This window comes from Pseudovibrio sp. W74 (assembly GCF_001623085.1).
In the GTDB taxonomy this organism is placed as follows: Bacteria; Pseudomonadota; Alphaproteobacteria; order Rhizobiales; family Stappiaceae; genus Pseudovibrio.
Map to the genome: position 1 here is coordinate 230,727 of NZ_LMCJ01000013.1, position 26,494 is coordinate 257,220.

Genomic DNA, 26,494 nt, shown 5'->3' on the forward strand with positions numbered 1-26,494 from the left:
CGAGAGGGCAAGGATGGATGAAACCGGTACCCTTCCCTCCGCCGGTTCTAGCCGGTTCAGGTTCAACGGGTTCGCCACTAAAGCATCTCAGCACGACAAATACGCGCACCCCGAGGTCAAGCGGTTCTTAACCGGAAAAACACAGAAGCGCAACTGGATATAGCCAGCGTCTGGAGAGCACCTGTAGGGAGTTGCAATAAAAAGCCCGGGCAGTTTCCTGCCCAGGCTCGTCGCATTTATTAGGCTGTCAGGTCGAAGCGGTCGGCGTTCATGACCTTGGTCCATGTTGCCACGAAATCGCGGACGAACTTTTCGTGGTTGTCATCCTGAGCATACACTTCAGCATAAGCGCGCAGGATTGAGTTGGAGCCAAACACAAGGTCTGCACTGGTTGCAGTCCACTTAGGCTTGCCAGATTTGCGGTCACGGATTTCATAGGTGCCATCTTTGAGTGGATGCCAGCTGTTGTCCATATCGGTCAGGTTGACGAAGAAGTCCGTTGTCAGCTGACCTTCGCGGTCCGTGAAGACACCGTGCTTTGATCCGCCATAATTGGCACCAAGAACGCGCAGGCCACCAACAAGTGCAGTCATTTCCCAGCCAGTGAGGCGGAGGAGCTGAGCACGATCCAGCATCATCTCTTCCGGGCTAACAGCGTACTCTTGCTTCTGCCAATTACGGAAGCCATCAGAAATAGGCTCCAAAACAGAGAAGGATGTCGCGTCTGTCATCGCATCTGTTGCATCACCGCGACCAGAAGCGAATGGAACTTCCACGTTGAAACCAGCTGCCTTGATGGCATTTTCCACACCAACATTTCCTGCCAGCACGATCACATCTGCGACTGAGGCTCCTGCCTGCGCTGCGATTGGTTCAAGCACAGCCAGAACTTTGGCAAGCCGGTCTGGCTCATTGCCAACCCAATCCTTTTGAGGAGCAAGGCGGATACGAGCACCGTTGGCACCACCGCGCATATCAGAACCGCGATAGGTACGTGCGCTGTCCCAAGCGGTTTTGATCAGGTCTTCATTGCTCAAACCACTTGCCGCAATTTTTGCTTTCACCGCAGTAACATCATAGTTGGTGTTGCCTGCTGGAACAGGATCCTGCCAGATAAGGTCTTCTTTCGGCACATCCGGGCCAAGATAATTGGCTCTCGGTCCCATGTCGCGGTGTGTCAGCTTGAACCATGCACGCGCAAACGTATCTCTGAAGTACTCAGGATCTGCGATGAATTTCTGACAGTACTCGTTGTAGATCGGGTCAACCTTCATCGCCATGTCCGCATCCGTCATGATCGGATTGTGACGAACAGACGGGTCTGTTGGATCAACAGGTTTGTCTTCTTCCTTGATGGACACCGGTTCCCATTGCCATGCGCCGGCAGGCGATTTTACCTGCTCCCATTCATGGCCGAACAGCATATCGAAAAAGCCCATATCGAATGTGGTTGGGTGTGTGGTCCACGCACCTTCAATGCCAGAAGTAAAGGCATTCGTTGCTTTGCCATCCTGTCCGGGGTTAGACCAGCCAAATCCCTGTTCTTCAAGACCTGCGGCTTCCGGTGCGACGCCGATGTTATCGACAGCACCGCGTCCATGGGTCTTACCAACGGTATGACCACCGCAAGTCAGCGCAGCAGTTTCCTCGTCATTCATTGCCATACGAGCAAAGGTTTCGCGGATCTGATCGGCTGTTTTTTGCGGACCGGGAACGCCATTTACGCCTTCCGGGTTCACGTAGATCAAACCCATATGGGTTGCTGCAAGCGGATTTTCGAGCGTTGAAGGATCATCCAGATCGTCATAACGCTTTTCACTGCGCGCAAGCCATTCTTTCTCAGATCCCCAATAGGTGTCGATCTCCGGACCCCAGATATCCTCACGGCCAAACCCGAAACCAAAGGTTTTCAGACCCATGGAGTCATAGGCGATAGTGCCTGCGAGAATAATCAGATCAGCCCAGGAGAGAGCGTTGCCGTACTTTTTCTTGATAGGCCAAAGCAAACGGCGGGCTTTATCGAGGCTTGCGTTATCAGGCCAGGAGTTAAGCGGAGCAAAGCGAATGTTGCCGGAACCGCCGCCACCGCGACCATCTGCCAGACGATAAGAGCCAGCTGTGTGCCACGAAAGGCGGATCATCAGGCCACCATAATGACCCCAATCCGCTGGCCACCAGTCCTGACTGTCGGTCATGAGCGCATGAACGTCTGCCTTCACCGCTTCGAAGTCGAGTGATTTAACAGCATCATGATAGTTGAAGCCTGGGTCCATCGGGTTGGTACGCGCACCATGTTGATGGAGGATGTCGAGATTCAAAGCATCAGGCCACCATCGGGTAACCGGCTTATCCATCGATGTGTTCGCGCCATGTACCACCGGACAAACACCGGCTGTCTTGACATCGTTACCGTGCATTGCTGTCTCCACTATCTAATTTGGCTCTTGCTGGTTTTGACGTAGCGTTTACCTTAAGCGGTGAGACGAAACGATGCATCCAGCAAATTCTAGACTGAATATAGGTCGCCAAACACATTAAGTGAAATTGCATCTTCTACGCATATCAATAAGTTTTTCTTATTGTATAGTTTTTTAGAGATCTGCGTTGTTATCAGCCTAAAATATATATTGAATTTTAGTTTTAAAAGATGTTGCAAATGGTCTCTAAGTCTCATTGTTTCAACCAAGTGAGAATGGTAAATGTGTTTAGATTTTTCTATCTTGCTTCAAGGCATGAGGATCTGAGTATAGATTGCCACATAACAAGGCAAAACCATGTCAGTGTGTGTTGACAGCTGTACGAACGTATCTGTCGGATAATTCTGCTCTGAGCTAGAGTACGAAATAGTTGAAGTCTGCTAAGTTCAATGTTGCATGTCCCCCCAACCATTTTCAGAGCGTCACAATAGAAATTATGAACCAAATAGACTGTATCTATGTGATCTGACGAAATTTGATTAATTAAGTATAATTATAAAAATATAACTTTTGTTACTTCTTATTTGTTGATCAATACATCGTCCTGTAAAGCATAATGCCCAATGGCTTGCCGGAATTAACCTTAATGCTGCCTTGGGCGAGGAGCCAGCCGTCGGGGCGTTGTAGTTGGGCTATGATCCGGAGTGTTGGTGACGCCTGAACGTTTGAGGGGCGAGCGACGGAAAAGTCGATGGCTTTTGATTTGCCTAAGCTATTGAGATGGGTCTGGGTGGTGAGTTCTCGTGTACTGTCCTTGATGGCAGTGTCTTCAATGTAGATTTTGATTTGGCCCTTGGGAATTTCTGTATCGCCTGCGAACGTAAGGGTGCCGCGAATGTCTGATGCTTGCGCTTCGGTGGTCTTAGAGAACGCATCGGTACCAGCGGCCAGTAGACCGGCTGCTAACAAAGCTGCACTACGATTGATCAGAGGCTTCATTCTTTTCCCCATCGGATTGCGTCATCAAAACAGTTTAGGTGCATAAAGATAGCAGGAGGGGAGCAAGAGAGTCCCCCTCCTGTAAGTTATCAGACGATAACGAAGTCATCTGCAGAAAGTGACAGACCAGTCTTCAGCTGTGCAAACTGAATTGCACCAATGTCTCCTGAACCATCTGCATCATACAACAGAGCACCGCTGTCGGTATCGTAGATGATGCGGTCAGCAGCATCCTGACTAACACCTGCAGCACTCATGTGGAATGCAGTCAGATCAAGAGCGCCAGTGCCGCCCAGTTCAGCAAAGATACCATTGTCGAGAAGGATCAGATCCTCACCAACACTGAAGTCTTTGATCTTGTCGACATTGTCGTTGCCAAGCTCTGTTGAGAAGCGGAAGGAATCTTCACCAGCACCACCAACCAGAATGTCAGCACCTAGGCCGCCGTCAAGGAAGTCACTACCTTTTCCGCCGTAGAGCTTATCATTACCAGCTTCACCCGGCTGAATTGGCTCAGGTGGGAATTCAACTGATACGTTAAGTTTGTATGTTGAACCCTCTGGCACTGCTTCTGACCAACCATCACCTGGAACGTCCGGTGACCATGCACCCTCCAGAATGTAGTAGGTACCGGTTTCTTCAACAACGAAGACTATGCTTGAATCACGGTTGCTTGTAGAGCCGGGATCTCCGCCACCATCATCGTTCTGGGTGACAATATTTCCATCAGCATCGAGCAGTCTGACCCAGCTGTCATGGACGTTTGGATCTGCAATACCGTCGATGTCGACAGTAATGGTCGTACCTGCAGCAAGCTCGATACCATAGTATCCACCTTGGCCATTTCCGGTCGCATTAACTGTTGTATGAAGAACAGTTGTTGAATCGAAGATGTCAGGATCTTCTGTCAGAGAGAAGTTATCGGAGATATCGAATGCAGTCGCGATTGAGTTGTTCGTCGCATCTGGACCAAGCGTTGCGTACCCTGTACCCATGCCTGGGCGTGGAATAGGTTCACCTTGATCAGCGAAGTCGCCGAAGAGGACATCATCGCCTTTACCACCACGAAGAACATCGTTGCCACCCTGACCAGTCAAGGTGTTGGCAGCGTTATCACCCTTCATGCGATCATTATGTCCAGAACCTGAGAGGTTCTCGATCGAGATGTAAGTGTCACCTTCTGACTTGCCGCGTCCTAGATTGAGATTGACACCGCTGGTCGCGTCGGAATAGTCCGCAGTATCACTGCCGCGACCACCGTTCAGGACGTCAGCACCTTCGCCACCGGTCAGAATGTCGTTACCTGAACCGCCAGAGAGTTCGTTTGTCTGGTCATTGCCAATGAGGTGATCATCGAAGAAAGAGCCAACAACGTTTTCAACGTCAACGATGATATCATGCCTGATGACTGTGCCTCGTCCTACAATCTGGACTGGACCATCTGCGTCGCCACCGCGTGCTGTGCCGTTAGCAAGGTCAACCGTTACGCCCTCAGAACTTCCAGAGTAAACGACTGTGTCGATGCCTTCGCCACCGTCAAGATAATCCTGACCAGATCCGCCGATGAGCGTATCATTGCCTTCATCACCATACAGCAGGTCACCGTCGTTGCCGCCGTCGAGGATGTCATCGCCGCCGCCGCCGTTGAAGACGTCGCCGCCACCACGACCCCAGAAATGGTTGTTGTCGTCTGTACCAATGAAGCGGTCAATACGGTCATCAGAGCCGATCAGGTTTTCAATGCTATAGAACGTGTCACCTGATGCAGTACCACCGCTGGCAACATTGGTTTCAAGGTTGACAAGCAGCTGGAACGGGCTCTCATGGCTGTAGTCGACTGTGTCAACGCCGTCACCACCGCGGAAGATGTCAACACCATCCTGACCCATCAGTGTGTCGTCGCCGTCACCGCCATCAAGGATGTCGTCACCAGCACCACCAAAGATGGTATCGTTGCCGCGACCACCATAAAGCACGTCATTTCCGTCATCGCTTTCGGTCTGATCTTCAAGATCTTCGAATGCAATGGTGTTGTTGATATCACGGCTCGCCAATGTGTCACGACCACCAATGATGAGGTCATCACCATCCAGACCAAAGATCGTGTCGCCACCAGCTCCACCTTCAAGGGTGTTGTTGTCTTCATCACCAAAGATGAGGCTGGTCAGAGAATCGCCGGAATCGCTTGAGGTGTCGTCGTTACCGGTATCGACTGGCTGGGTCGGAGTGCCACCCACGTAGATGATGTTTTCGACGTTCTCGATTTCACCCAGGTCCAGATCGCTGTTCAGCACAATGATCGTATCGTTTCCGCCGTCGGCTTCCTCGCGTACGATATCATCAGCGGAATCGACGAAGTAGACATCGTCACCTTTGCCGCCAGCCATTTTGTCAGCACCGCCGCGACCATCCAGAACGTTGTCGCCATCGTTACCGATCAAGATGTCATCGTATTCACTACCGATACCATTCTCGATGTAGTATTCGGTCTGGTCTGCATTGTGGCCAGCAAAGATAGACACATTGTTGCTGTGCCCATTAACGCTGGAGAACTGACCTGCACGCAGATCGAGGATCGTGCCTGCCGTTGATCCGGAGAAGTCAATGGTATCAACACCACCGGTATCGTGGATAGTAAATCCGATATCGTGCTGCATGCCAGAGGATGTTAGCTCATAGCCATACTCTGTGCTGTTGAAGCCGTACGTGTTGTCACCTGTGTTGAGATCGATCTTCTGGTAAGTCCGTGCACCATCCTCGTCGACCTCGGAGAAAAAGCGGCGGATTGTAGCTTCAATATCTGCCATCAGTGGCGTGGAAGCTGACCAGCGCGTTGTTTCTCCAACGTCAATGCCATCAAAATAAGACATCACACTGTATTGCTGACGATCATAAATCCAGGTCGCGTTGTTCAGATAGTTGATCTGAACGCCTCCAGGGCCGCTGTAGTTATAAAGACCCGGGTGATTCAGGCCAAATTCATGACCGAACTCATGGATGAAGCTGTCAAAAACATAACCGCCGATGTCTGTTTTGTTTGGCTCTGTATCGTGGAACTTCTGACCGATACTGACATAGCGGTTGCTTGAGAAAGCACTACCGTCGCTTTGTTCACCTATCGCAGGACTAACGACCTCCATCCACTGTGTTTCAGAGTCGAATGGCACATCATCTACAATTTCAAACTGGAGAGGAGTAACAGCAGACCACACCTCCAAAGCGCCAATAGCTGCTGCTTTGTATTCCGGGTAATCATTCAATCCGCTGACATTAATCACCAGCGGCTGCGCTGCAATCTCAGGTGTCAGGCTGCGAGGCAATGCACTGACGTAATCGATGTAAGCTTCGTAATCTTCACTTTTACCAAACGGATTATCCGGCGTTTGGTCATTAACCCACCACTGATCGTTGGGTTGGTTTGAATTTGGCATCTTTGTCTCTCCCGTTATACAAAGTTTGGGTGTTTAATGCTGCTTGGTTTTATGGTGCGGCCAATTAAAGTGCGGCCAATTAAAGCCTGACATCGCATGCACGAATGCATTCAATGGCATTGAAGAATGACTGAAGGAGTTGATTGGCTAAGAGGCTATGAAAGCTGCGGCCCGAGGCATTCTTTGCTTAGAGGTTGCCCTAGATCTTGCAGCAGTGAATGCCACAGAATGAGCCTGATAAGAGCTAATCAGACTGCCCGAATTTGATGAACCCGGATTGAGTAAAAGCGTAGGCTTCAATCTGCGAGCAAGAGCAATACTGGCTGCGTAAATGCTGCTTCTAAGAGGTTTCCATAAGTTTTCTGGGCTGTCGGTTCCTCCCAGAAACCGGCTGGCGATGCCACCAGCTGTAGCTCGCGAAGAACGAGTGCGCTTATCGATACATTCGGCAAGAGATTCCTCATAGTAATCAAACATTTCGACAGCCCCAAGTTCAGGTGAAGTGCCGTCCCCTCATGAGCAAGCACATCAGAATTCTTTTGGTTCTTCAATGCCTTGTGTAGATTTAACCTAAGCACACTGCATGCAGTGCTAGAATTCTTTTTTAAATGAGGTTTAAAGTCAACGCTGTTAAAGATGATAATTTTTAAGTTACCAAACGTAATGCTAAAATATTTAATCAATAATACAATAAATTACTTTATCGCTATTTCGTGCGCTTGCGTTTATTCATAACCTATCTGAGGTTGTGCGGATTTAACATTATAACCAGCTTGCGGTTGATCAATGATATTGAAGAAATTTCACGTACAGTATTTTACAGACACTTGCAGCTTCTGCTTGCATTTAGAATGCGTGGATCTTCTGTTTCCAGCACGAAAATTACGTGGTGGGGTGGGTAGACGTACGTCAAAGGTGTCAAAATGCTCAAGGGAGAGGTATTGGCCTCCTGTCGCTGTGGTCATACACCCCACTAATCAAGTTGCCGGACTTATACACAAAGTATTGATGGTAAAGTGTATTCTAAAATTCAACGCCTTAACCTACGCCCATGTTCCCCTCAATCGTCTCCTTACAGCTGTTCAGGAGCTTCATTAGTTCCATTGTGCTGGGTTCGGGAATCCAGCCGGAGACGGCTATGGCGGCGGTGATTGGGGTGCCTACTGTGGTGGCGATGGTTTGGTGGATGTCGCTGGCTTTTCCGAGAGGGTCTGGTTGAACCTCAATGTAGGCATAGCTTTTGGAACGGATCTCATCGAGCCGTTCCAAAAGCGTCTCTGGCCCCTCGGGGAAACCGGGGATATCTCGTTCGGTATAGAGAGTTGTTATCTCCTCATCAGACTTATCTGCGAGCAGCGCCATACCCACGCCCGTCATTGTTGCAGGCCGCGACCCGATCCGGCCAAGGGCGTCTCCAGCCGACATACCTGGCGTGCGGTGGTAGAGGTAGGCAACCTGATCCCGCCATAGAACTCCCAGCGCTACAATCAAGCCTGTTGATGTCAGCGTTTCTAGCGCGTTCATAGAATGGCGCAGCAAGCTGGAGGCATGCAGGCTTTGCGCAGCGAGCACATGCATGCCCGGGCCCGGCTCATACTTGCGTTGATTGGTCTGCTGCAGAATATCCATGGAAGCCAAAGTCTTCAGCAGTCGGTTAACCCGTGTGGTTTCCATATCCAGCAGTCGTGCCAGCTCGCGCCCGCCCATGGGGCGATAGGCAGAGGCCAGTGCCTGCAAGACGATAAAGCCGTCAGAGATGCTTTTGTTGGACTGGGCCGGACTCTTGGTCGTCATATCTGCTTCCGTCTTGAGTTATCAATAGCAACACTACTGTAAGAGCACGGGCAGTTTCCAGCTGGATCACCGTCCTTTCCCACTGCTCCACAAGCTGTAAGCATAGTTCCGACATGAATTTATGTTGCTATAAAAGCAATGAAATGATTGTTTGATGTGCGGATCTGCGTGATCCAACACAAAACACACGCGCACTCCAACGGAATGACGCGAGAAAATGGGGCGCTGATCATGACAGATGCGAGTCTGGTCGCGGTTGATTGGGGAACGAGCTCATTTCGAGCCTGCACGCTCGATAACCAACTGAATATCATCGACAAAATCTCAAGCGATGACGGAATCCTACATGCCAGCGGAAGGTTTGAAGAGGTCCTGCAAAATGCCCTCACAAGTTTGCAGGGATACATCGCAGGCATTCCAATCATCCTCTCCGGCATGATCACCTCGCGCAATGGCTGGATCGAAGTTCCTTACGCCGCCCTACCAACAACAACCAGTGATCTCGCGCGCGTCGCAAAGCAGCTCACTCTGCCTGAGCTAGGCGAGCTCTGGTTCATCCCCGGCATCAAAGCCGAAGGTGTTGAGGCAGATGTCATGCGGGGAGAGGAACCGGAGATTTTCGGCGCTCTCACTCACTTAAAGCTCGATGGCTCAACTATCATCACCCCAGGAACTCACTCCAAACACGCGGTTATTCGCGATGGAGCGATCCAAAGCTTCCGCACATATCTCACTGGAGAGATGTTCAGTGCCCTGATCAAATCCAGCATCCTTGGTGCATTCGGCAACCAAATGTGCGGGGCAGCGTGCGCATGGTTTGAAGATGGCATTCGCACAGGAGCAAGCCAGGGCGGGCCAGGATCTCTACTCAACCGTATCTTTTCTGCTCGTTCCCGCGTGCTGGTAGATGGACTGCCAGAGGAACATGCCAGATGTTACCTCTCCGGACTTTTGATTGGCGCCGAGCTTGCAGAAGCTGTCCAGTCCAACATCAAGATGCAAGCTCCCCTTTGGATATTGGGTAATGGCAGCTTGCCGGACCTGTGCCAGCAAGGCCTCTCAGTTTTGGGTGCAAAGTCAAAGATTGTACCGCAGGGTTGCGCGGCCTTTGGCGCAGCAAGAATCGCTCGAGCGCTTAACCTCATTTAATAAAGCTAGGAAAAACAATGAACTCACTCGACAGGCACATGCAAACTGCGCCGGTAGTGGCGATCTTGTGCGGTCTCAGACCAGAAGAAGCATTGGACATTGCGCAGGCGCTGGTTGATGGCGGCATTCACATTATGGAAATGCCACTGAACTTTCCTGAGCCTTTGAAGAGCATTTACCTGATTGCCGAGACGTTTGGTGATCAGGTGAGTGTAGGCGCAGGTACAGTGCTCACCGGTGACAATGTGAAGGCAGTGAAGGACGCAGGTGGGCAGTTTATCGTGGCGCCCAACTTCAGCGAAGAGGTTGGCAAAGCCTGTCAGTTGCTCGACATGGATTGGATGCCCGGCGTTTATACCCCAACAGAAGCATTTGCTGCTGTCGACTTAGGCGTGCACTCAATCAAGCTCTTCCCGGCAGAACTTTGCCATCCATCCATTATCAAGGCCATGCTGGCCGTGTTGCCCAAGGGCACGCGCGTGCTCCCCGTTGGCGGCATCGATGCAGACAATATTGCGGAGTATATGGCGGTTGGTGCGGCAGGTGCAGGTATCGGTTCCTCACTCTTCAAATCAGGGGACAGCCGTGATCAGGTGCGCCAACGCGCACAAGGCCTCGTCACAAATGTAAACAAGAAGGAATGCTAGCATGCTGAGCGCAAATCTGGACCATCTGGAGATCATCCCCTTCATCTCTGCAGAGCTGAAGAAACTTCTGCAAGACGCCAAAGAGTTCCTCGGCGAGGACCGTGAAGCGGGAAAGTATGAGATCGATGGCGAGAAGGTCTTCGCCATGGTGGTGGATGCTCAAATTCAGCCATTGGAAGAGCGACGCTGTGACGGCATAATAAAGTTTGCAATGTTAGTGGTATTTGGAACAAAAATGTCTGTAATCTCAACTCAGTTTCAATTTATTGATGTTGCTAGATTTTTCTCGGAAGCTACGAAAGTCACCACCAACCATCGCTGCTTTAGTGTGATCCCAATGCCATGTTTAAGCGCCTAAGTTGCATCAATCATAAAATGTATTCGATAACCATGAGGTCTCAGATCTTCGCTATTGCAGTATAGAACTCATGACCATTAGCTGCCATTCGATTTGACTCGATGTAATCTCTATCGGTGAGAGTTCTCAACTTTAGGTTGATATTATACAGTCTGGAACTGGCCAATCTAGCAGCTAGCACTAGAATAGTATTTTTGCCCATTTCCGCCACTGTTTCTGATGTCATACAACTCCCACCCGCGTTAAATTACTCCGGAATCAGATCGTCAGATGAGCGAAGATACCGTATTCAAGTTGAACTGCTGTTTTGCCTGAGTATCAAACTATTGTCTGTGCTGAATGATATAAACCTAAAAGGCCTAATCATCTGCATCGAGATAACCTTATAACTTGGCACAAAATGAAAAGGCATCAGAGTCCTGAGCCTGTGCAACCACCCAATGCAACAAGACAAAGAAAATTTTAGCACAAGTAAAGAAAAAAAACTCATGAAATTACTGTAATGTATTCACCAATAACAAGACAGGTGTAGTAGATTTACTACAAAGGCACTCATACTCGATAGAAAATAAAGTCATAAGACCATTTCGAGTGACTGGATGGAGTGTCTTGATGGGTAAGGTTAGGTTTGAAGATCAGGAAAATGAGTCTCAGGATCCACAAGTAGAGGCCTGGATCATTGGAATGATGCAGGAGATCAATGCCAAAGGATCTCCCAAGGAGCCGGAACCATCATCTCAGACCGTTGAGAATGGAGATGACGCAGATGGTGACGTGTTCTACGAAATTCCACTGTTTGACGTCGAAGAAGAAGCAAGCTGGACAGATAAACGTAATGTTCTAGCGACAGAAATTACGAGGCTGGTACCCAAAATAGGACATGCCGACAAGCTCGGCGAAACTGTTCCCAATGGCCCATATAAAGCCCAGTTTGAAAACGTAAAAACCAAGTTCTCTGATTTTGTACATGTACTCGGTGCGCAACACTCAGCTCTTTCCTCCAAGGGAGCTGATGAAGGGAAAGTTGAGAAACTTGAGGCTGGCATTCTAGAGGCCTACACTCTTTATGGGGATGTTGAGCTTCTGGCACATAAAGCCAACAAATCAATGGATGAGATCCTTACAGGCTTGCGTGCCCAGTCTGCTAAACTCAACTCAGAGTTGGAGATCCTTTATGGTGAGCGCGCTGCCCTAGTAAAATCTGACGTCAATGTTGATGAGGTTGATAAAGCCTATGCAATCGCGCGAGAAGCGCTTCGTGACGTCAATACGGGTATCAATATTCCAAAACCAGAAATGGCTGAGGAGGCGCTGGACCGCACTCAATCACGTAAAAATGATCTGGAAGCAGCCGTGCGGGCAGGTAAGCGGGACGCAGACTCGCGTCTGAACGCGACTATGCTCAAGCTGTCACTTGTTGAACGGGATGTGAGCAAAACGGCTGAAAACAGAGGCGTGGTTGAAGATTCAAAGTTGTTCTTAAAATGGTTTGATGTGGAGCATGAAGCAGCTCAGAAAGCGCTCAGTCAGGCGAACTCAGCAGTTCAAAAGGCAGACTATGTTGGTGTCGAAAAGTTCATTACAGAAGCGGAAGATCATCAAGCGAATATGCAGCGATTTGTCTTGCGTAAAATCTTAAATCCGGATCTGGGTGACGAAACGGATGATAGTATTGATGAAACGAAGCTGAAAGATCCTGAGCAAAAACTACTTTTCAAAGAAACGACGACAATCCGTCGGCAAGCCGAGCAAATTTTCAAAGACAAAAGTAAAGTCGAGGCCGGTGGATCCAACATTAAGCAATTTGAGCATGAGTTCAAAAATGTTATGTCTTTGACGAAAAACGCACAAACTGACCTTATTCATGGTGAAAACCAGAATGCAGCTGCAAAGAATGATAAGGCCAGAAGCAGTCTTAAGAAACTGGAGGAAATCCGGCAGGAGACCGTTTCTGCAACAAACATAGCCTTTGACCAAGTTGAGCAACTCAAAATCGCTGCAAAGCCTGCTTACGACCTTTTTCCTGAGTTACAGGCTCTTGCTCAAGAAAATGAGCAATATCAAAGATCCTTCAAGCGCTTCTCTAAGCAAATGACGGACTTTGACTTTTTTGTCAAAACCGCAGAACACCATGTACAAGCTGGAGAACTTGTTGCGGCTGACGGGCAGATTACGCAAGCGCGTCGGCCCCTTAACAACTTGATGTTTCGTGTACAGGACTTTGTGCAGTTCACGCCAGAGCAGGACCAAGGTGGAGCAGCTGGGAAGCTGGCCAAGAAGATCGCAATGTTGCGTGCGGATTATGACAAGTTAGCCGCACATACTGGTGACTTCACCGATAATGAAGAACTCAAGATATTCGAGAACTTTTCACAAAAGACAAAGCAGTTCCTTGATGATGCAGATGAAGCTATTGGTGCGAACAAAGTGGAGGAAGCCGCCGATCATAAGGAAAATGCTCAGATTGCCTTGGATGGCATGGTGGTTGCCTTTGAGCGAGGGGTAGACACATCTGCCAAAGTTAATCTGTTCATGGCGGATATTGTTGAGGCTCAGTCCAAAATCGCAGCGCTTTATGAGCGCCGCCGGGAAATTGCCTATGATAGGCAGGCGGCAGATTTTCTCAGTTACAACACAGCTGCAGGTGAAATTGTTTTTGAAGCAGAAGCACTGCTAAATGCTGGGCGTGTTAAAGACGCAAGAGAAATTCTGGCGCAGCTGCCTCTGGCTCTGGCCAATATGGAGGCCTGTTTTGTTAAACCTAAAGGTTTGAGAAAAGGCAAGAAGGCAACGCCAGAGAGTTATGAACCTGCCTCAGTGCCTCAGCCAGAAGATCCGGCGGACTTAAATGTCTCTGAAGCCCTGGTTAGAGATGACGATACCTCTCAAAAAACGCTTGTGAAGTTGCTTGCCAATTTGGCGAAGCTTCAAAAAGGGTTGAATGAGGCCGAGGCCAAGTGGCGTACAACGCTGGAGAATGAGGTTCTGGTTGAGTTCGATGGCATCCTGAAAGAAGCAAAACAGCTTACGGCAGATGCACTGGATATCGCTGAACGGGATACTGAGGATGAAGATGAAGTCATTCCAGATCTACAGCTTGCTCTAACAAGCGCGTATACGCTTTATGGGCAGTTGCAGAGCATTTTCAAAACAAAATCAACCAAGTCTGTGGATTGCGGAAAGACAGAAGTTCTCGATCCTCCGATCTTTGATCAGGAAGAGCGGAAAGTGATCAGGATTCTCAATGATATGAAGCGCCTTCGGGAAGGTATTGAGAGAGCCAATCTCATCTGGTCTCCTAATCTGATGCCCGAGAAGATTTCCGACATGAATGCGGCGCATCAATCTACTCTGCAAAGCCTTGATAAAGCAGAGGGTTTAGCTGACCAAGATGACGTTCAGGCTTTCGAGATATTGCCTCAACTGAAGGTCTTCATGACAGAAGCAAAAGCCGGGCTCACATTGATGCAAAAGATCTTTAAGACCTCTGAGGAGATCAAAGAGAATCTATTGAAGTCTTTGAAGGATAGCATTTCCTATCACCAATCTCGATTTGATATCGGCATTGCAAAGCTGAATGAGGCTGTGGACTGGGGTGTGGATCTAACGGAAACAGAAGCGGCTCACAGTAAGGGAGCGGCAGCGGTGACTGGCTTGAAGATGGCAGTCATGAATCGTGATGTGGAGGTTGCAAAACTTCAGGTCGATGCGATTGAGGGCGCGATTTCTGAGCTTAACACTGCAGTTGAGGGTGTCCTTACCGGCCTACAGGATCTACGAAGTCAATATTCCCTCAATGTCACAGATCTGAGCACTCGGTATTCTCTGCTGGGCAGTCGTGCTGACAGTCTGCTTGGCAATGAAACTGAGCTGAAAAAATTCATGGAGAGTGATAAGCTCGCGACCAACTTGCTGAAAACAGCCTCGCAGATGGTAGAGACGTCAACTCAGCTCGATTGTGACACCCATCTGGATGACATCGAGAGCACGCTGGATGTAATGGAGGCTATTCTCACACTGAATGGTGATCTGGGCCTTGAGCCGGAAGAGAAAAAAGTAGAGCCTTCAGAAAGCGACAAGTTGATTGCGCGGATTGCGAAGGCCAGACAAGAGTTGCTCTCTGTCTATCATCTTCGCAATGAGGTTGAGCACATCGCTGAAGCAGATCCAGTGGCTAGGAAGCACTTGAAGCAACTTGATACCGCCTATAACGCAGCAGAAGAGACACTTACCTCTCTTGAGACCGGCAAAGCGGTAGACCCCGGACGCAGCTTTGAGGTGATCGATGTTCAAATTCAGGTGATGAAAACCAGTCTGGATGAAATCAAAGCAGTTGCAGCGAGAAATCCGGAAGCAGCAGCGGAAACGGAAGATCAGAAGACGACAATATTTGCCAGCCGGATTGGTACGTTGCGAGATGAACTCACGACTATGAGTGATCAGGTCAATGAGTTTAAGGACCCTTATGAACGAGAAACCTTTGAACAGCTTGTGAGTGAACTGAGCGAGATCATCAAAGACCTCCAGATATGTTTGATCAACAGAGATTTCACCGGCTGCGAGAAACTGCTGCTTAAGGGCCAAACCCGTATTGATAAAGGAAAGAAGCTTTACAAACTCGGCCGTTTTACCGCTCAGGAGTTTGAGCGTCTTAAAGAGTTTTACAGTATTTCGGTAGAAACCCTTAAGAAACTGAGTGAGAAACAGAATACGCTCAAATCACAGAAGAAGCTTAATCTGTTCCAAGCGCAGCACGAAAAAGCACGGCAAAGCCTCTCCCACATTCAGGCATCAATTAAAGCGGACAGAGTGAAAGAAGCTCGCGGAGATGTTGCTAACGTCGAAAAAGCCCTCGCCGCTTTGCAGGACTTGTTCAAATCAAAACGGGAGAAGTTGAAAGAAACTTTCACGCGCAAGAAAGTGAAGAAATAGTTTTGATTATTCGGAGAAAGCACATCAGCGTTCTTAATGTAGTTTCACGGCGACACATTGCGCTTATCTAGATCTTGTTCTGTGCGGTACGATCCGACATGCTTTCTAGGAGAGTTTTCAAACGCAATTTTCTCCAATACCAGCTTGCAAAACACAAAACTCCTCATCACCAAAGCGAGCCTGTCTCAACCAAAGATTGAATAGGCCTAAGGTTCGTTTGTGGCCCACTTCATAGCAATGCCAACTAGCTAAAGACTTTGACGTTCAAAACAGATGTCGTTTGCTCATTGAAGTCTAAGCTCATCCTCAGAGCATATTACTACTCTGCCACGTCTGTAGATCTAGATCTCAAAACCGTCTTCTACATGCAGTAAAATCGGTTCGATGTGGTGGTTGAGGGATGGCATGGAGGAGCTGTTATGACCATTACAAACCTTCCTATGATCCGACCAGTAAAACCAGCCTGGAATCGTGGCAGGATTGTCGGGCAAAAGCGCCCTTTGCTACCAAAGCACGTTTGGGCCATTCGTGTTCGCCTTGAGCTTGCAGGCAAAGTACGTGAGCTAGCTTTATTCAATACAGCAATCGATAGCAAACTCAGAGGGTGTGACCTTGTACGTCTTAAGGTTGTCGATGTCTTTACTGCAGGACGAGTGAAAGAGCGCACTTCAATAATACAGAGTAAGACCGGTAAGCCTGTTCAGTTCGAACTCATGGAAGGAACCAGATCAGCCTTGTCAAAATGGATAGACAGTCCAGAAATGATCGGGTCAGAGTATTTATGGCCTGGTCGGTTTCATGACAGGCCGCACATTTCGACGCGACAGTATGGTCGAATGCTGAAAGAGTGGGTTTTATCAATCGGGCTAGAACCAAGTTCTTACGGCACACACTCAATGCGTAGAACCAAAGTTGCGCAGATCTACAAGAAGACAGGTAATCTTCGTGCAGTGCAGCTTCTTCTTGGCCACACTAAGATGGACAGTACTGTCAGATACCTAGGTATCGATCTTGAGGATGCACTCTCGCTTTCAGAGAAGATCGATATTTAGAAGACAAGGAGCTGGAAGGGAGCAGCTCCAAATCCTCTTTTAGTGTTTGACCAGATGCCTATAAACTGATTGCCTTCTCTCTGTATGTTCTAGCTATTTTCTGTATATCCGCCTTACTTCTCCTTCAACGCATGAGCGATTTGGTCTTGCATTGGTTTTATGAAGTAGGAGAGGACGGTGCGTTCGCCGGTTTGGATGAAGCCTTCGACGGGCATGCCCGGCACGAGGGTCTGGCCGTTCAGCTTTGGCATTTCGCTTTCCAGAATCTTCAGACGTGCCAGATAGAACGGTTCGCCGGTGACCTCATCGCGGGTCAGATCTGGAGAGACGTTGAGCACAGCTGCGCCCAGCTCAGGTGTGGTGCGCTGATCGAAGGCAGCAAGGCGCACATAAGCGTCCTGTCCCACTTGCAGCTGATCCACATCAACCGGTTGAACACGGCTTTCGATCACCAGATCACTGTCTTCCGGCACCACCAGCATGAGCGTGTCACCCGGAGCGATCACGCCGCCAACAGTGTGAACGTTGAGTTGGTGCACATAACCGGATTGCGGTGCGCGGATGTCAATGCGCTTCAAGCGGTCCTGTGCGGCCACTTCCTGCTCTTCCAACTCGGCAATCTGTGAGCGAATGTTTTGCAGGTCAGACAGAACTTTTTCCAAAAACTCTTCGTCCAGCTGCAGGATCTGCACGCGCTTTTCGCTGATGGCTTCCTTGGTCTGAGCGACCTGAGAGATCAGCCCACCGCGGTCCCCAACCAGCTCGGCCCGTTCCCGCTTGATGGCGGTGACCTGAGAGGCGTTGATCAGGCGCTTTTCCAAAAGAGAAGCAAAGTCGGCGAGTTGCTGAGTGACAAGATCAATGCTTTCGGCCTTCGCATCGCGCTGCACCTGCAGGCCTTCAATCTGCTGCTCCAGCTGAGCAATTTGCTCGCCAAGCTGCTTCTTGCGGCCCTTGATGCCTTGCTGACGGGCAGCAAAGAGAGCTTGCTCACCATCCAGAGCAGTGGCAGCAATCTTGTCGGTCTTTGCCAGCTCAACCAGATATTCCGGGAAGGTGACCTGAGCGTCATTGCGCCATTCGGCAGAAAGGCGGGCTTCCTGCGCCTGCATCTGATGAAGACGCTTGCGGGTGATGGCCAGATTGGCTTTCACTACCGTTTCATCAAGGCGGAACAGCACATCACCGGCTTTGACTTCATCGCCATCTTTGACGAGGATTTCGCCGACAATGCCGCCTTCCTGATGCTGCACCTTCTTGGCCTGTCCATCAACAGCGATGGAGCCGGAGGAGATCACTGCGCTGTTGATCTTGGCAACGGAGGACCAGCCGCCAAGGCCGAGCACAAGAACGCCCACAAGGACGAGGCCCCAGCGCATGTGTTTCTTACGAGAGGTCTGAATGGTGGAAAGGGTTGTTTGCTCAGGCATGTGGCACCACGCTCAATGGTCCTGTTTTTGCAGCAGCTGGGGCTGGTTGTGCGCCGGGGGCCGGTTTCGCACCGGGTGCTGGCACACCAGCTGGGGCGCTGATTTTTGGCAGGACTTCGTCTTTTGGGCCAAAGGCGGCCTGCTGGCCATCCTTCACAACAAGCAGCAGATCAACAGCTGAGATCGCGCTTGGACGGTGGGCAACGACAATGACAATGCTGCCGGTCTCACGCATCAATTTGATGGCGCGGGTTAACGCAGCTTCGCCTTCTGAATCCAGATTGGAGTTCGGCTCATCGAGCACGATCAGGAACGGGCTGTCATAAAGCGCACGGGCCAGACCCACACGCTGACGCTGTCCGGCAGAAAGCAGTGCCCCGCCTTCACCAACCTGTGTGTCATAACCGTCAGCCAGACTGGTGACCAGTTCATGCACATTGGCAAGCTGGGCGGCTTCCAAAATCTTCTCGTCATCGCGTTCTGGCGCAAAGCGGGAGATGTTTTCGGCAATGGTGCCGTCAAACAGTTCCACATCCTGCGGCAGGTAGCCAACTGCTGTGCCCAGACGATCTTCCGACCACTGGCCCAGCTCAGCGCCATCCAGACGAACGGCACCGCGCAAGATTGGCCAAACGCCCACAAGTGCACGGACCAGACTGGTTTTGCCGGAGCCGGACGGGCCGATAATGCCCATGCCATCGCCTGCTTTGAGTTCAAAGTTGACGCCAGCCAGAGTGACAGCACGTGCACCGGGAGGCGCTGTTGCGATCTGCTGTACATTGAGGGTCTTGCTTGGCAGCGGCAGTTCGGTTTCTGGCGGGGTCTCATCCAGACCTTCAAGTGATTTTTCCAAACGAGTGCGGGCCTGACGGGCTGCGATGAACACGCGCCACTGGCCGACAGCCTGCTCTACAGGAGACAAAGCACGGGAGGTGATGATGGACGCTGCGATCATAACACCAGGAGAGACTTCCTGAAGGATCGCAAGCCATGCACCCACGGCCAGAACGGCAGAACCGAGCAGAAAGCGGAAGGCTTTGATGGCAGTGGCGAACAAGGAGGCACGGTCGCCTGCCTTGGTCTGGGCATCATAAAAGCGGGCGTTGGTTTCATCCCACTTGTTGGTGAGTGTGGAGCTCATGCCAAGGGCGCGCACCACTTCCGCATTGCGGCGGGCACCGGAGCGGGTGTTGCTGCGCTGTGCGTTTTGTGAGGCCAGCTCCCTGGACGGATCGCGGCTCATGAACTCGTTGGCAAGAACGAGAGAGAGAATGATGACTGCGCCAGCCAGTGCCAGCATGCCGAGCCAGAAGTGCAGCACGAACACCAGACCCAGATAGATCGGCATCCATGGAATATCAAAGAGCGCGGCTGGACCCTGACCACCCCAGAACTGGCGCATGGTTTCCAGATCGCGGATCGGGTCTACGTTTTTGCCGCTGTTGCCCATGCGCAGTGGCACGCGCAGATTGGCAAGGAACGCGGTGCGCGACAGGCGGGCGTCAATTTCCTGAGAAATACGCGACAGGCCACGGGCACGGATGCCTTCCAGCAGGGCGAAGAACAGATAAAGGATACCGGCGAAGCTGGCGATGATCACCAGTGTTGGCACGCTGTGGCTGGCGAGCACGCGATCATAGATCTGCAGCATGAACATCGGACCCGTCAGCATCAACAGGTTGATGACCAGACTCAAGACCCCAACGCCCGCATACCCGGACCGAGACGCCGCAAACGCCTCAGCCACCATAGGGCGCTTTGGCTGCCCACTCTTCGATGTACTCATAGATACTCCCGAAACCACCTGGCCCCAAACTTCAGTGCGCGGCACGTCCTCCCAAAGAACGATAGGACGCCTGTTACGCTACAAAACTCGTGGTTATGCCCCAACAAAAATTGTGGTCTCCATAGTATGTAAATCGCACACTATTTGAAAGGGGTAAGACACTTAATTTTGCTCATGCATTGAAATTGAGGGAAATACCGCAAACTTATGATTTGATTAAATAATTATGCAACCTGCCATTGCGGCAGGTCGCACATTTTTCTACCTCTTATACAAACGTGAAATCGTCTGCATTGATGAGGCTGGAATCAACACCTGAAAGGGTGATGGAACCACCGTCGTAGCTGACGAGTGTGTCTGCACCAGTGTCCTGAATCGTAAGGTCTGCAAAGCTGTCTGCACCGCTTTCAAATCTCATGAAGTCAAGGCCATTGGAGAAGTCAACGATCGTGTCTGCGCCGCAGTTGATGTTGAACACGAAGGTATCACGACCTGAACCGCCCGAAAGAGTGTCGTCACCGAGACCACCTTCGAGAGTATCGTTACCAGCATTGGCATAGAGACCGTTGTCGGCATCGTTCCCAATCAGCTCATCATTACCTGAACCAGAATAAGCATTCTCGATCACGGTATCACGCATGATGGTCATGTTGCCGGTCAGACCGTTCACGTCAGAGTAAGTCTCTGCCACCAAAGAGATTTTCTGGTCAGCGCGGACAGAGCTGAAGTTGATGCTGTCGTTGCCGCCATTGTCCATGATGGTGAACGTGGCTGGGTTCAGGTCTGCAATGTCGTCATAGTAACCGCCAGCGGTGGAGTTTTCACCGTAAACGGTGGACCCAGTGCGCAGGTCGGTTGCTGTGCCGTACAGGTCCTGCATAGCAAGGATGTCTGCAATCATTGGCGTGACGACGTAGGCACGGCTAGCGTCTACGTTGGTGTTCTCCACCTGATCGAAGTAGGACATGATTGTGCCCTGCCAGGAATCGTTGGAGTAGTGGTTGTCCACGCCGTAAGTCGCGCTGCCGTTGTAGTTGCCAGCATGACCCAGACCGAGGGCGTGACCGATTTCGTGCACGTAGGTCTGGAAAGCATAACCGTCCAGGCCGGTGCCATAACGCGCAACCCAGTCCGTGCTCACATTCACGGTTGAAGAAACGATGGTGCTGCCGCGTGTGGTTGAGTTTGCGTAAGCGCCGCTGTCGTTGTCGTCAAATGTGATCTGAGCGCCGGAGTTGACAGTTTGGAAGTCGATACCGGTGACTTTTGTCCAGGCTTCCAGAGCTTTGGTTGCAAGCTCACGGCCAGAAGAGTTCAGGCCATTGAGGTTGACGGTGAGAGACTCACCCGGGCTCACGTCAAACGCACGACGACCACGGCCTGAGTTGTTCCAGTACCCATCGGTCAGCTGGCTTGCAATCTGGTCGTTGGTGAACGCGTTTGGATCGGTTGGTGGGTCAGTTGGGCCGCCGTCTGCATCAACGGAGAGTCTGTAGTCTCCGGTGTAGCGATCATTGTAGGATGCAGCGCCAATGTAATAGGTGCCGGTGGATGTTGCGGTGAAGGTGATTTCGGAGTTACGTCCGCTGCCGCCATCATCGTCTGTTGCGATTTCGTTTGTGTTGGAGTCGTAAAGGTAAAGATATGTATCGGAAACGCCCCCACTTCCGATGCCTTCCATTGAAATTGTGTAAGTTACTCCGGCCTGTACCTCGAGTTTAATTGCGTCTTTATCGCCAGAAAAACTCAGCGTTCCCTCAAAAGTGTCACCCGATGAAATAGAGTATGGGGTCGTCGTGCTATATGGCGCGTCACCCCCTTCAATAACTCTTGCCTCTTCAACGTGATTATCTCTAAACATATTATCTCCCCTAGAGTAATAGTAGTAGTAAACCATCTAAACGTATGAGGGATGCACTGAAAGGCAATATAAATGATCTTTGGATTCACAGAAGAAAGTAGTATCAACACATCTACTGGTTGAATCATTGACGAACTCTCGATGTGTGAATAGAATGCAAAATATATTATTTTAGGTATAAAACATCTGAATCTTTCAAATATATCAATTCAAAATATTAATATATTTGGATAAAATAAGTTTACCTACTGATAAAAAATTCTAAAAACTGACCAGTTGATCAAATAATTGTAGTATGTTTTTCTTCTGATTTATTCTAATAAAGAGATGTTTAATACTTAATTATATTTGTTGATTCGAAGAATTTATCAATTCACGAAACTGTGAGATTGATGGCGAGATGCCTGTATATACGTGAAAATGCGTGATTTTGGTGGAACGTTTTATCAAATTAACGGGGCTAATCCGGCAAGTTGACCTATAGGGAAGTATGTATGCTGAAGTGAGCTCATAAAACACCCCGGTCAATGGGGCTTGACCAGGGTGAGTTGTGGGCAGGGTACGTCTCTACCCAGGGGAAATATTTTCCTGAATGGCTCAGGAGGAGATTCTCCGCCCCTGGGTACGCTTTGCAGATACGCGAGGCTGGAAAGCGAGATGGAGAACGTTCCTGTGCGTATCTTCAGCTTGCGGAGGGGTGCAGAGCGAAGAACGTGATCACAGGCTTGCCATAAATTGCTGGTTCAGGTCGATTCCGTAGCCCGGTGCGGTTGGCTTTTCGAAGCCCCCATCCACTAGCTCGGCTTCTGGCGTCACCAGATACTTGCGCAGCTCCCCATCACAGAAGTCCGGATGCACATACTCAAAGTAAGGCGCGTTGCCGACTGCGAACTGATAATGGATCGCCGCTGCCGAGGTGATGCCAGTCTTCCAGTTGTGCGGCATCACCTGCACGTTGTGCGCGGTCGCCATCTCGGTGATCCGGCGCAGCTCTGTCAGGCCGCCGCAACGGTTATAGTCAGATTGCAGCAGATGCACCTTGCCTTTGGTGATCCATTCTTCTGCTTCAAAGCGGGTGGTGCTCATCTCCGCACCGCAAATGCGGGAGCGGGTGTTTTCTACCAGTTTGGCGTGGCCACTCAGGTCATCGTGCTGCAGCGTCGCTTCTGCGAAGTACAGCTCCAGATCGTCAATGGAGTTGAGCAGGCGGGCAACATCATACCAGTCTGTGAAGCGGTAGAGGTAGTCCACCATCATATCGGTGTCATGGCCCAGAATACCGCGCAGTTCGCGCAGGTAATAGCCGACGTCTTTGATGCTCCAGTCTGCTTTGATCGGCACGCACACTTTCACCGCGCGGATGTTGTGTGCCTTGGCTTTTTCAAGCAGCGGGGCGTAGCCTTTGATGGCAACGTCCAAAGACGCATCCACCGGAATGGCTGGATACAGTGTCAGATATGGATGGACTTTGTCTTTGTTGGTGCCGCCAAGCAGTTGGTAGGCTGGCACGCCGAGTTGTTTGCCCGCAAGGTCATAAAGCGCCATGTCGATGCCGGAGAGGGCGAACATGCCCAGTCCGCGCATGCCCTGCCACTGCGTGGCGTCATACATGGAGTCCCAGATGGCGTTGATTTCGATCGGCAGACGGCCAATGACTCTTTCGGTCAGGTTCGTCAGCCATTTATGTTCAGTTTCAATATTGGAATAAGCGAGAATTGCGTCCGGAGATCCGTCAGCTTCGCCGAGGCCGTAGACACCGTTTTCGTCTGTAATCTTGACGACAACCGTGTTCTGGCTCCAGTTGCTGGCTTTGTAATTGACCGGAATAAACTCGACAGACTTGATGGGTGCGACTGCTGGATTAAGTGCCAGTGACATGATGTGCTCCTAAGAGAAAGGCGCCAGTTTTTGCTGGCGCCCTCATGTGCTTTATTATTTTTTGCGCATTGGAAGTTCGACACCGTTGGCAATGTCGCGGTGCAGTTCTCTGAGGAACGAGACTGCAACAATGCCGAGGATGATGACCATCAGCAATCCGCCAACAACCGTTGAGATCTGGATAGTTCCCAGGTCTCCGCCGATCAGGTTGATCACCACCGGGATGATGCCCAGGAACAGAGCCCAGACAAGACGGTTCCAAAGTGCTGGATCTGCACCATCTGGCAGCTCTTTGGTGGTCATCGCTGCAAGAGAGAAGGATGCCGCATCAAAGGTGGTTGCCATAAACACGATCGCGGAAACGCACAGGCCAATGATGAACAGAGTACCCAGTGGCAGGTTCGCAAACATGTCGATGATCACGGTGAAGGAACTCTGACCAGCTGCCAGTGCTGCAGGTGCATCAAAGATGCCTGCGTCCAGAAGGCCAATGCCGTAGTTGCCGAAGATCGCGAAGAACACTGCAGTGCCCAGAGAACCAAACAATAGGGTGCCCAGAACCATCTCACGGATTGTACGGCCACGGGAAATCTTCGCGAAGAAGAGACCCTGGAACGGACCGTAAGAAACCCACCATGCCCAGTAGAAGATTGTCCAGTCAGACACAAAGGTGGAGTTCTCTGCGTATGGCTCCATGTAGGTGCTCAGACGGACGAAGTTTGTCACGAGCGCACCAACAGAAGTGGTGAAGGACTTGATGGTGGTCAGGAAGTAGCCGCCGAAGAACAGCACGAAGATCAGCAGGCCAACCGCCAGGAAGATGTTGAAGTTGGACAGCTTCGCCATGCCTTTTTTCAGGCCAAGCGCGGAGCTTGCAGCAAACAGCGCAACCACGATTGCAAGAGCTGCAAGGTTCATGGAGGTGCCGTGCTCAATGCCAAGCACTTTGGAGAAGCCAGCGGCAACAACCGGTGTGCCCAGACCAAGGCTGGTCGCACTCGCAGTCACCAGACCAATCATGATGAAGATGTCGACCACGTTGCCCAGAGGGCCTTTTGCACGTGTACCTAAAACGCCCTTACAGGATTCTGAAACTTTCAGAACCGGGTCTTTGCGGACATAATAGTAATAGCCGATGGTGATGGAACACACGGAGTAAAGTGCCCAGGCACTAGGACCCCAGTGGAACATGCCTGTGGTGATCGCCCATTCTTTTGCCAGCTCTGTGCCCGGCTCAAGACCCAGTGGCGGTGTGGACATGTAGTAGATCCACTCGCTGGCGCCACCCCAGAGGATGCCGGCGCCGATGCCTGCACTGAAGATCATCGCGACCCAGGAGATCGTGTTGTACTCAGGCTTTTCATCAGGCTCACCAAGTACGATGTTGCCGTACTTGCTGAAAGAAACGCTCAGGCAGAAGATCAGCGACAAGATCGCTGCCCACATGTAGAACGCGCCAAATTCGTTTGTCAGATAGCTCTTCAAAGAAGAGATAACTTCTTTACCGGAGCCCGGTGCAGCAATGTCTGCTGCCAGAATGCCCATTGTCGGTAGGAGTACCGCAATGCCCCCGACGAAGAAGTTCGTCTTATCCAGTTGTAGTTTAGCCATGGATGCCCCCATTTATTATTCGAAGACGAAAGAAGCGAAAGATGCTTCCTTCACTGCGTCCCAATCCATTTCCACGCCGAGCCCGTTGCCCGCCGGCGCGTGCACATATCCCTCTTTGTCTGTGCGGATTTGGGTTTTACTTGCCAGCTCAAACGCCTCGTAAGGGTAGAACTGCTCGAAGTAATTGCAGTTGTCGTGAGCCAGAGCGACGTGCAGGTTGGCAGCCTGTGTCAGGGTGTATCCCATGCTCTGGATTTCCAGGTTTTTGCTGTGGCCGGCCGCGATCGCGAAGCATTTGTTCAGCTGAGTAATGCCGCCGCAAACAGTCGCGTCCTGACGCACGTCTGACCACATCCCAGTGCTCAGCGCGTGCGTAACTTCCTGCAATGTGAGCAGGCAGTTGCCATGGCTGGAAATTTCAAGATCCGTATTGGCGACAAGGCGCTGATAGGTCTTGTAGTCGTAGTCGGAAACTGGCGCTTCAAGCCATTCCCAGTCATGACGTTCCATCCACTTGGCCATCTTCATGGCCTGTGCTGGTGTGTAGAACGTCGCTGTGTCCAGCATGAAACGGATGCCGGTAGAGCCGTATTTGGCCTGCACAGCTTCCACCAGCGCTACATCCTTTTCATAGATGCAGTAGCAGTGCAGTTTGATTGCTGTGAAGCCGTGCGCAATGCAATCGTCAATGTATGGGAAGTATTCCTCTACAGTGTCGAACATTGGCGTGGAGGCGTAGGACTTGATTTTGGTCCGGGCGCCGCCAAGCAGCATATAAAGCGGCATTCCGGCCTTTTTGGCCTTAATGTCCCATGCTGCAATGTCGATTGGAGACTTCGCTGGCAGTCCACCCCAGGTGCAACGTGCTCCAAGCCAGTTGTTGAGTTCCTGGGTCATCAGCGGATTTTTGCCGATGAGACCGGGAACGATGGTACGCAGAGATTCAATGATGCACCGATCAAAGAAGTTCTCTGTGTAGCTCATAGTTGCGCCAAGACCCTCGGTTCCATCCTCGGTGAACAGGCGTACAATGTTGTTGGTGTACAGCAGAGGTTCCTGATTATCCGCCCAGGGAATAGGGGGCGCATTCTCATCAGCCAAAGCATAAAGCTCGACCCGGCTAATTCTGCAGTCTTCCATTTTTAACTC

At 50.7% G+C, this 26,494-nt stretch carries 15 protein-coding genes and 1 riboswitch; of the genes, 5 read left to right on the forward strand and 10 right to left on the reverse strand.

Features of this window, described 5'->3' with window-relative positions:
• Positions 1–16: 16 nt before the first annotated feature.
• Positions 17–123, reverse strand: a riboswitch (TPP riboswitch).
• A gap of 116 nt (positions 124–239) precedes the next feature.
• From katG to PsW74_RS10105, 4 genes are all read right to left on the reverse strand, one after another.
• A complete protein-coding gene (gene katG, locus PsW74_RS10085; protein WP_063286825.1) occupies positions 240–2,417 on the reverse strand; it encodes a catalase/peroxidase HPI in 2,178 nt (725 codons plus the stop codon).
• A 591-nt stretch (positions 2,418–3,008) separates the two neighbouring features.
• Complete coding sequence (locus PsW74_RS10090; RefSeq protein ID WP_063286826.1) at positions 3,009–3,416, reverse strand: hypothetical protein; 408 nt, start codon at positions 3,414–3,416, stop codon at positions 3,009–3,011.
• 89 nt (positions 3,417–3,505) lie between these two features.
• A complete protein-coding gene (locus PsW74_RS10095) occupies positions 3,506–6,847 on the reverse strand; it encodes a M10 family metallopeptidase C-terminal domain-containing protein (protein WP_063286827.1) in 3,342 nt (1,113 codons plus the stop codon).
• A 1,038-nt stretch (positions 6,848–7,885) separates the two neighbouring features.
• The gene (locus PsW74_RS10105) at positions 7,886–8,641 is read right to left on the reverse strand and encodes a helix-turn-helix domain-containing protein (RefSeq protein ID WP_063286829.1); all 756 of its coding nucleotides are present in this window, start codon (positions 8,639–8,641) and stop codon (positions 7,886–7,888) included.
• A 231-nt stretch (positions 8,642–8,872) separates the two neighbouring features.
• Between PsW74_RS10105 and PsW74_RS10110 the strand changes: the two genes are divergently transcribed.
• From PsW74_RS10110 to PsW74_RS10135, 5 genes are all read left to right on the forward strand, one after another.
• On the forward strand, positions 8,873–9,790 hold the full coding sequence (locus PsW74_RS10110) for a 2-dehydro-3-deoxygalactonokinase (protein ID WP_082830537.1): 918 nt from the start codon (positions 8,873–8,875) through the stop codon (positions 9,788–9,790).
• Positions 9,791–9,807: 17 nt separating this feature from the next.
• Positions 9,808–10,437: a 2-dehydro-3-deoxy-6-phosphogalactonate aldolase gene (locus PsW74_RS10115; RefSeq protein WP_063286830.1), complete on the forward strand. Its 630-nt coding sequence runs from the start codon at positions 9,808–9,810 to the stop codon at positions 10,435–10,437.
• Position 10,438: 1 nt separating this feature from the next.
• Positions 10,439–10,795, forward strand: coding sequence for a YhcH/YjgK/YiaL family protein (locus tag PsW74_RS28625; RefSeq protein WP_153041656.1), 357 nt, complete (start codon positions 10,439–10,441; stop codon positions 10,793–10,795).
• Positions 10,796–11,407: 612 nt separating this feature from the next.
• A complete protein-coding gene (locus PsW74_RS10130) occupies positions 11,408–15,727 on the forward strand; it encodes a hypothetical protein (protein WP_063286832.1) in 4,320 nt (1,439 codons plus the stop codon).
• Positions 15,728–16,146: 419 nt separating this feature from the next.
• Entirely contained in the window at positions 16,147–16,779 is a 633-nt protein-coding gene (locus PsW74_RS10135; RefSeq protein ID WP_063286833.1) for a tyrosine-type recombinase/integrase, read from the forward strand.
• Between the two features lie 113 nt (positions 16,780–16,892).
• Here the strand turns inward: PsW74_RS10135 and PsW74_RS10140 are convergent, their stop codons facing one another.
• From PsW74_RS10140 to PsW74_RS10170, 6 genes are all read right to left on the reverse strand, one after another.
• Complete coding sequence (locus PsW74_RS10140) at positions 16,893–18,209, reverse strand: HlyD family type I secretion periplasmic adaptor subunit (protein ID WP_063305829.1); 1,317 nt, start codon at positions 18,207–18,209, stop codon at positions 16,893–16,895.
• The gene (locus PsW74_RS10145; protein WP_063292890.1) at positions 18,202–19,995 is read right to left on the reverse strand and encodes a type I secretion system permease/ATPase; all 1,794 of its coding nucleotides are present in this window, start codon (positions 19,993–19,995) and stop codon (positions 18,202–18,204) included. The genes PsW74_RS10140 and PsW74_RS10145 overlap by 8 nt, the downstream gene beginning before the upstream one ends.
• A gap of 268 nt (positions 19,996–20,263) precedes the next feature.
• Positions 20,264–21,856 carry a M10 family metallopeptidase C-terminal domain-containing protein gene (locus PsW74_RS10150; RefSeq protein WP_057461533.1) on the reverse strand — a complete coding sequence of 531 codons (1,593 nt, stop codon included), beginning with the start codon at positions 21,854–21,856 and terminating at the stop codon, positions 20,264–20,266.
• A gap of 717 nt (positions 21,857–22,573) precedes the next feature.
• The gene (locus PsW74_RS10160; protein WP_063287995.1) at positions 22,574–23,734 is read right to left on the reverse strand and encodes a mandelate racemase/muconate lactonizing enzyme family protein; all 1,161 of its coding nucleotides are present in this window, start codon (positions 23,732–23,734) and stop codon (positions 22,574–22,576) included.
• A gap of 54 nt (positions 23,735–23,788) precedes the next feature.
• Positions 23,789–25,345 carry a BCCT family transporter gene (locus tag PsW74_RS10165; protein WP_208986548.1) on the reverse strand — a complete coding sequence of 519 codons (1,557 nt, stop codon included), beginning with the start codon at positions 25,343–25,345 and terminating at the stop codon, positions 23,789–23,791.
• A gap of 15 nt (positions 25,346–25,360) precedes the next feature.
• On the reverse strand, positions 25,361–26,485 hold the full coding sequence (locus tag PsW74_RS10170; RefSeq protein ID WP_063287997.1) for an enolase C-terminal domain-like protein: 1,125 nt from the start codon (positions 26,483–26,485) through the stop codon (positions 25,361–25,363).
• Positions 26,486–26,494: the final 9 nt, after the last annotated feature.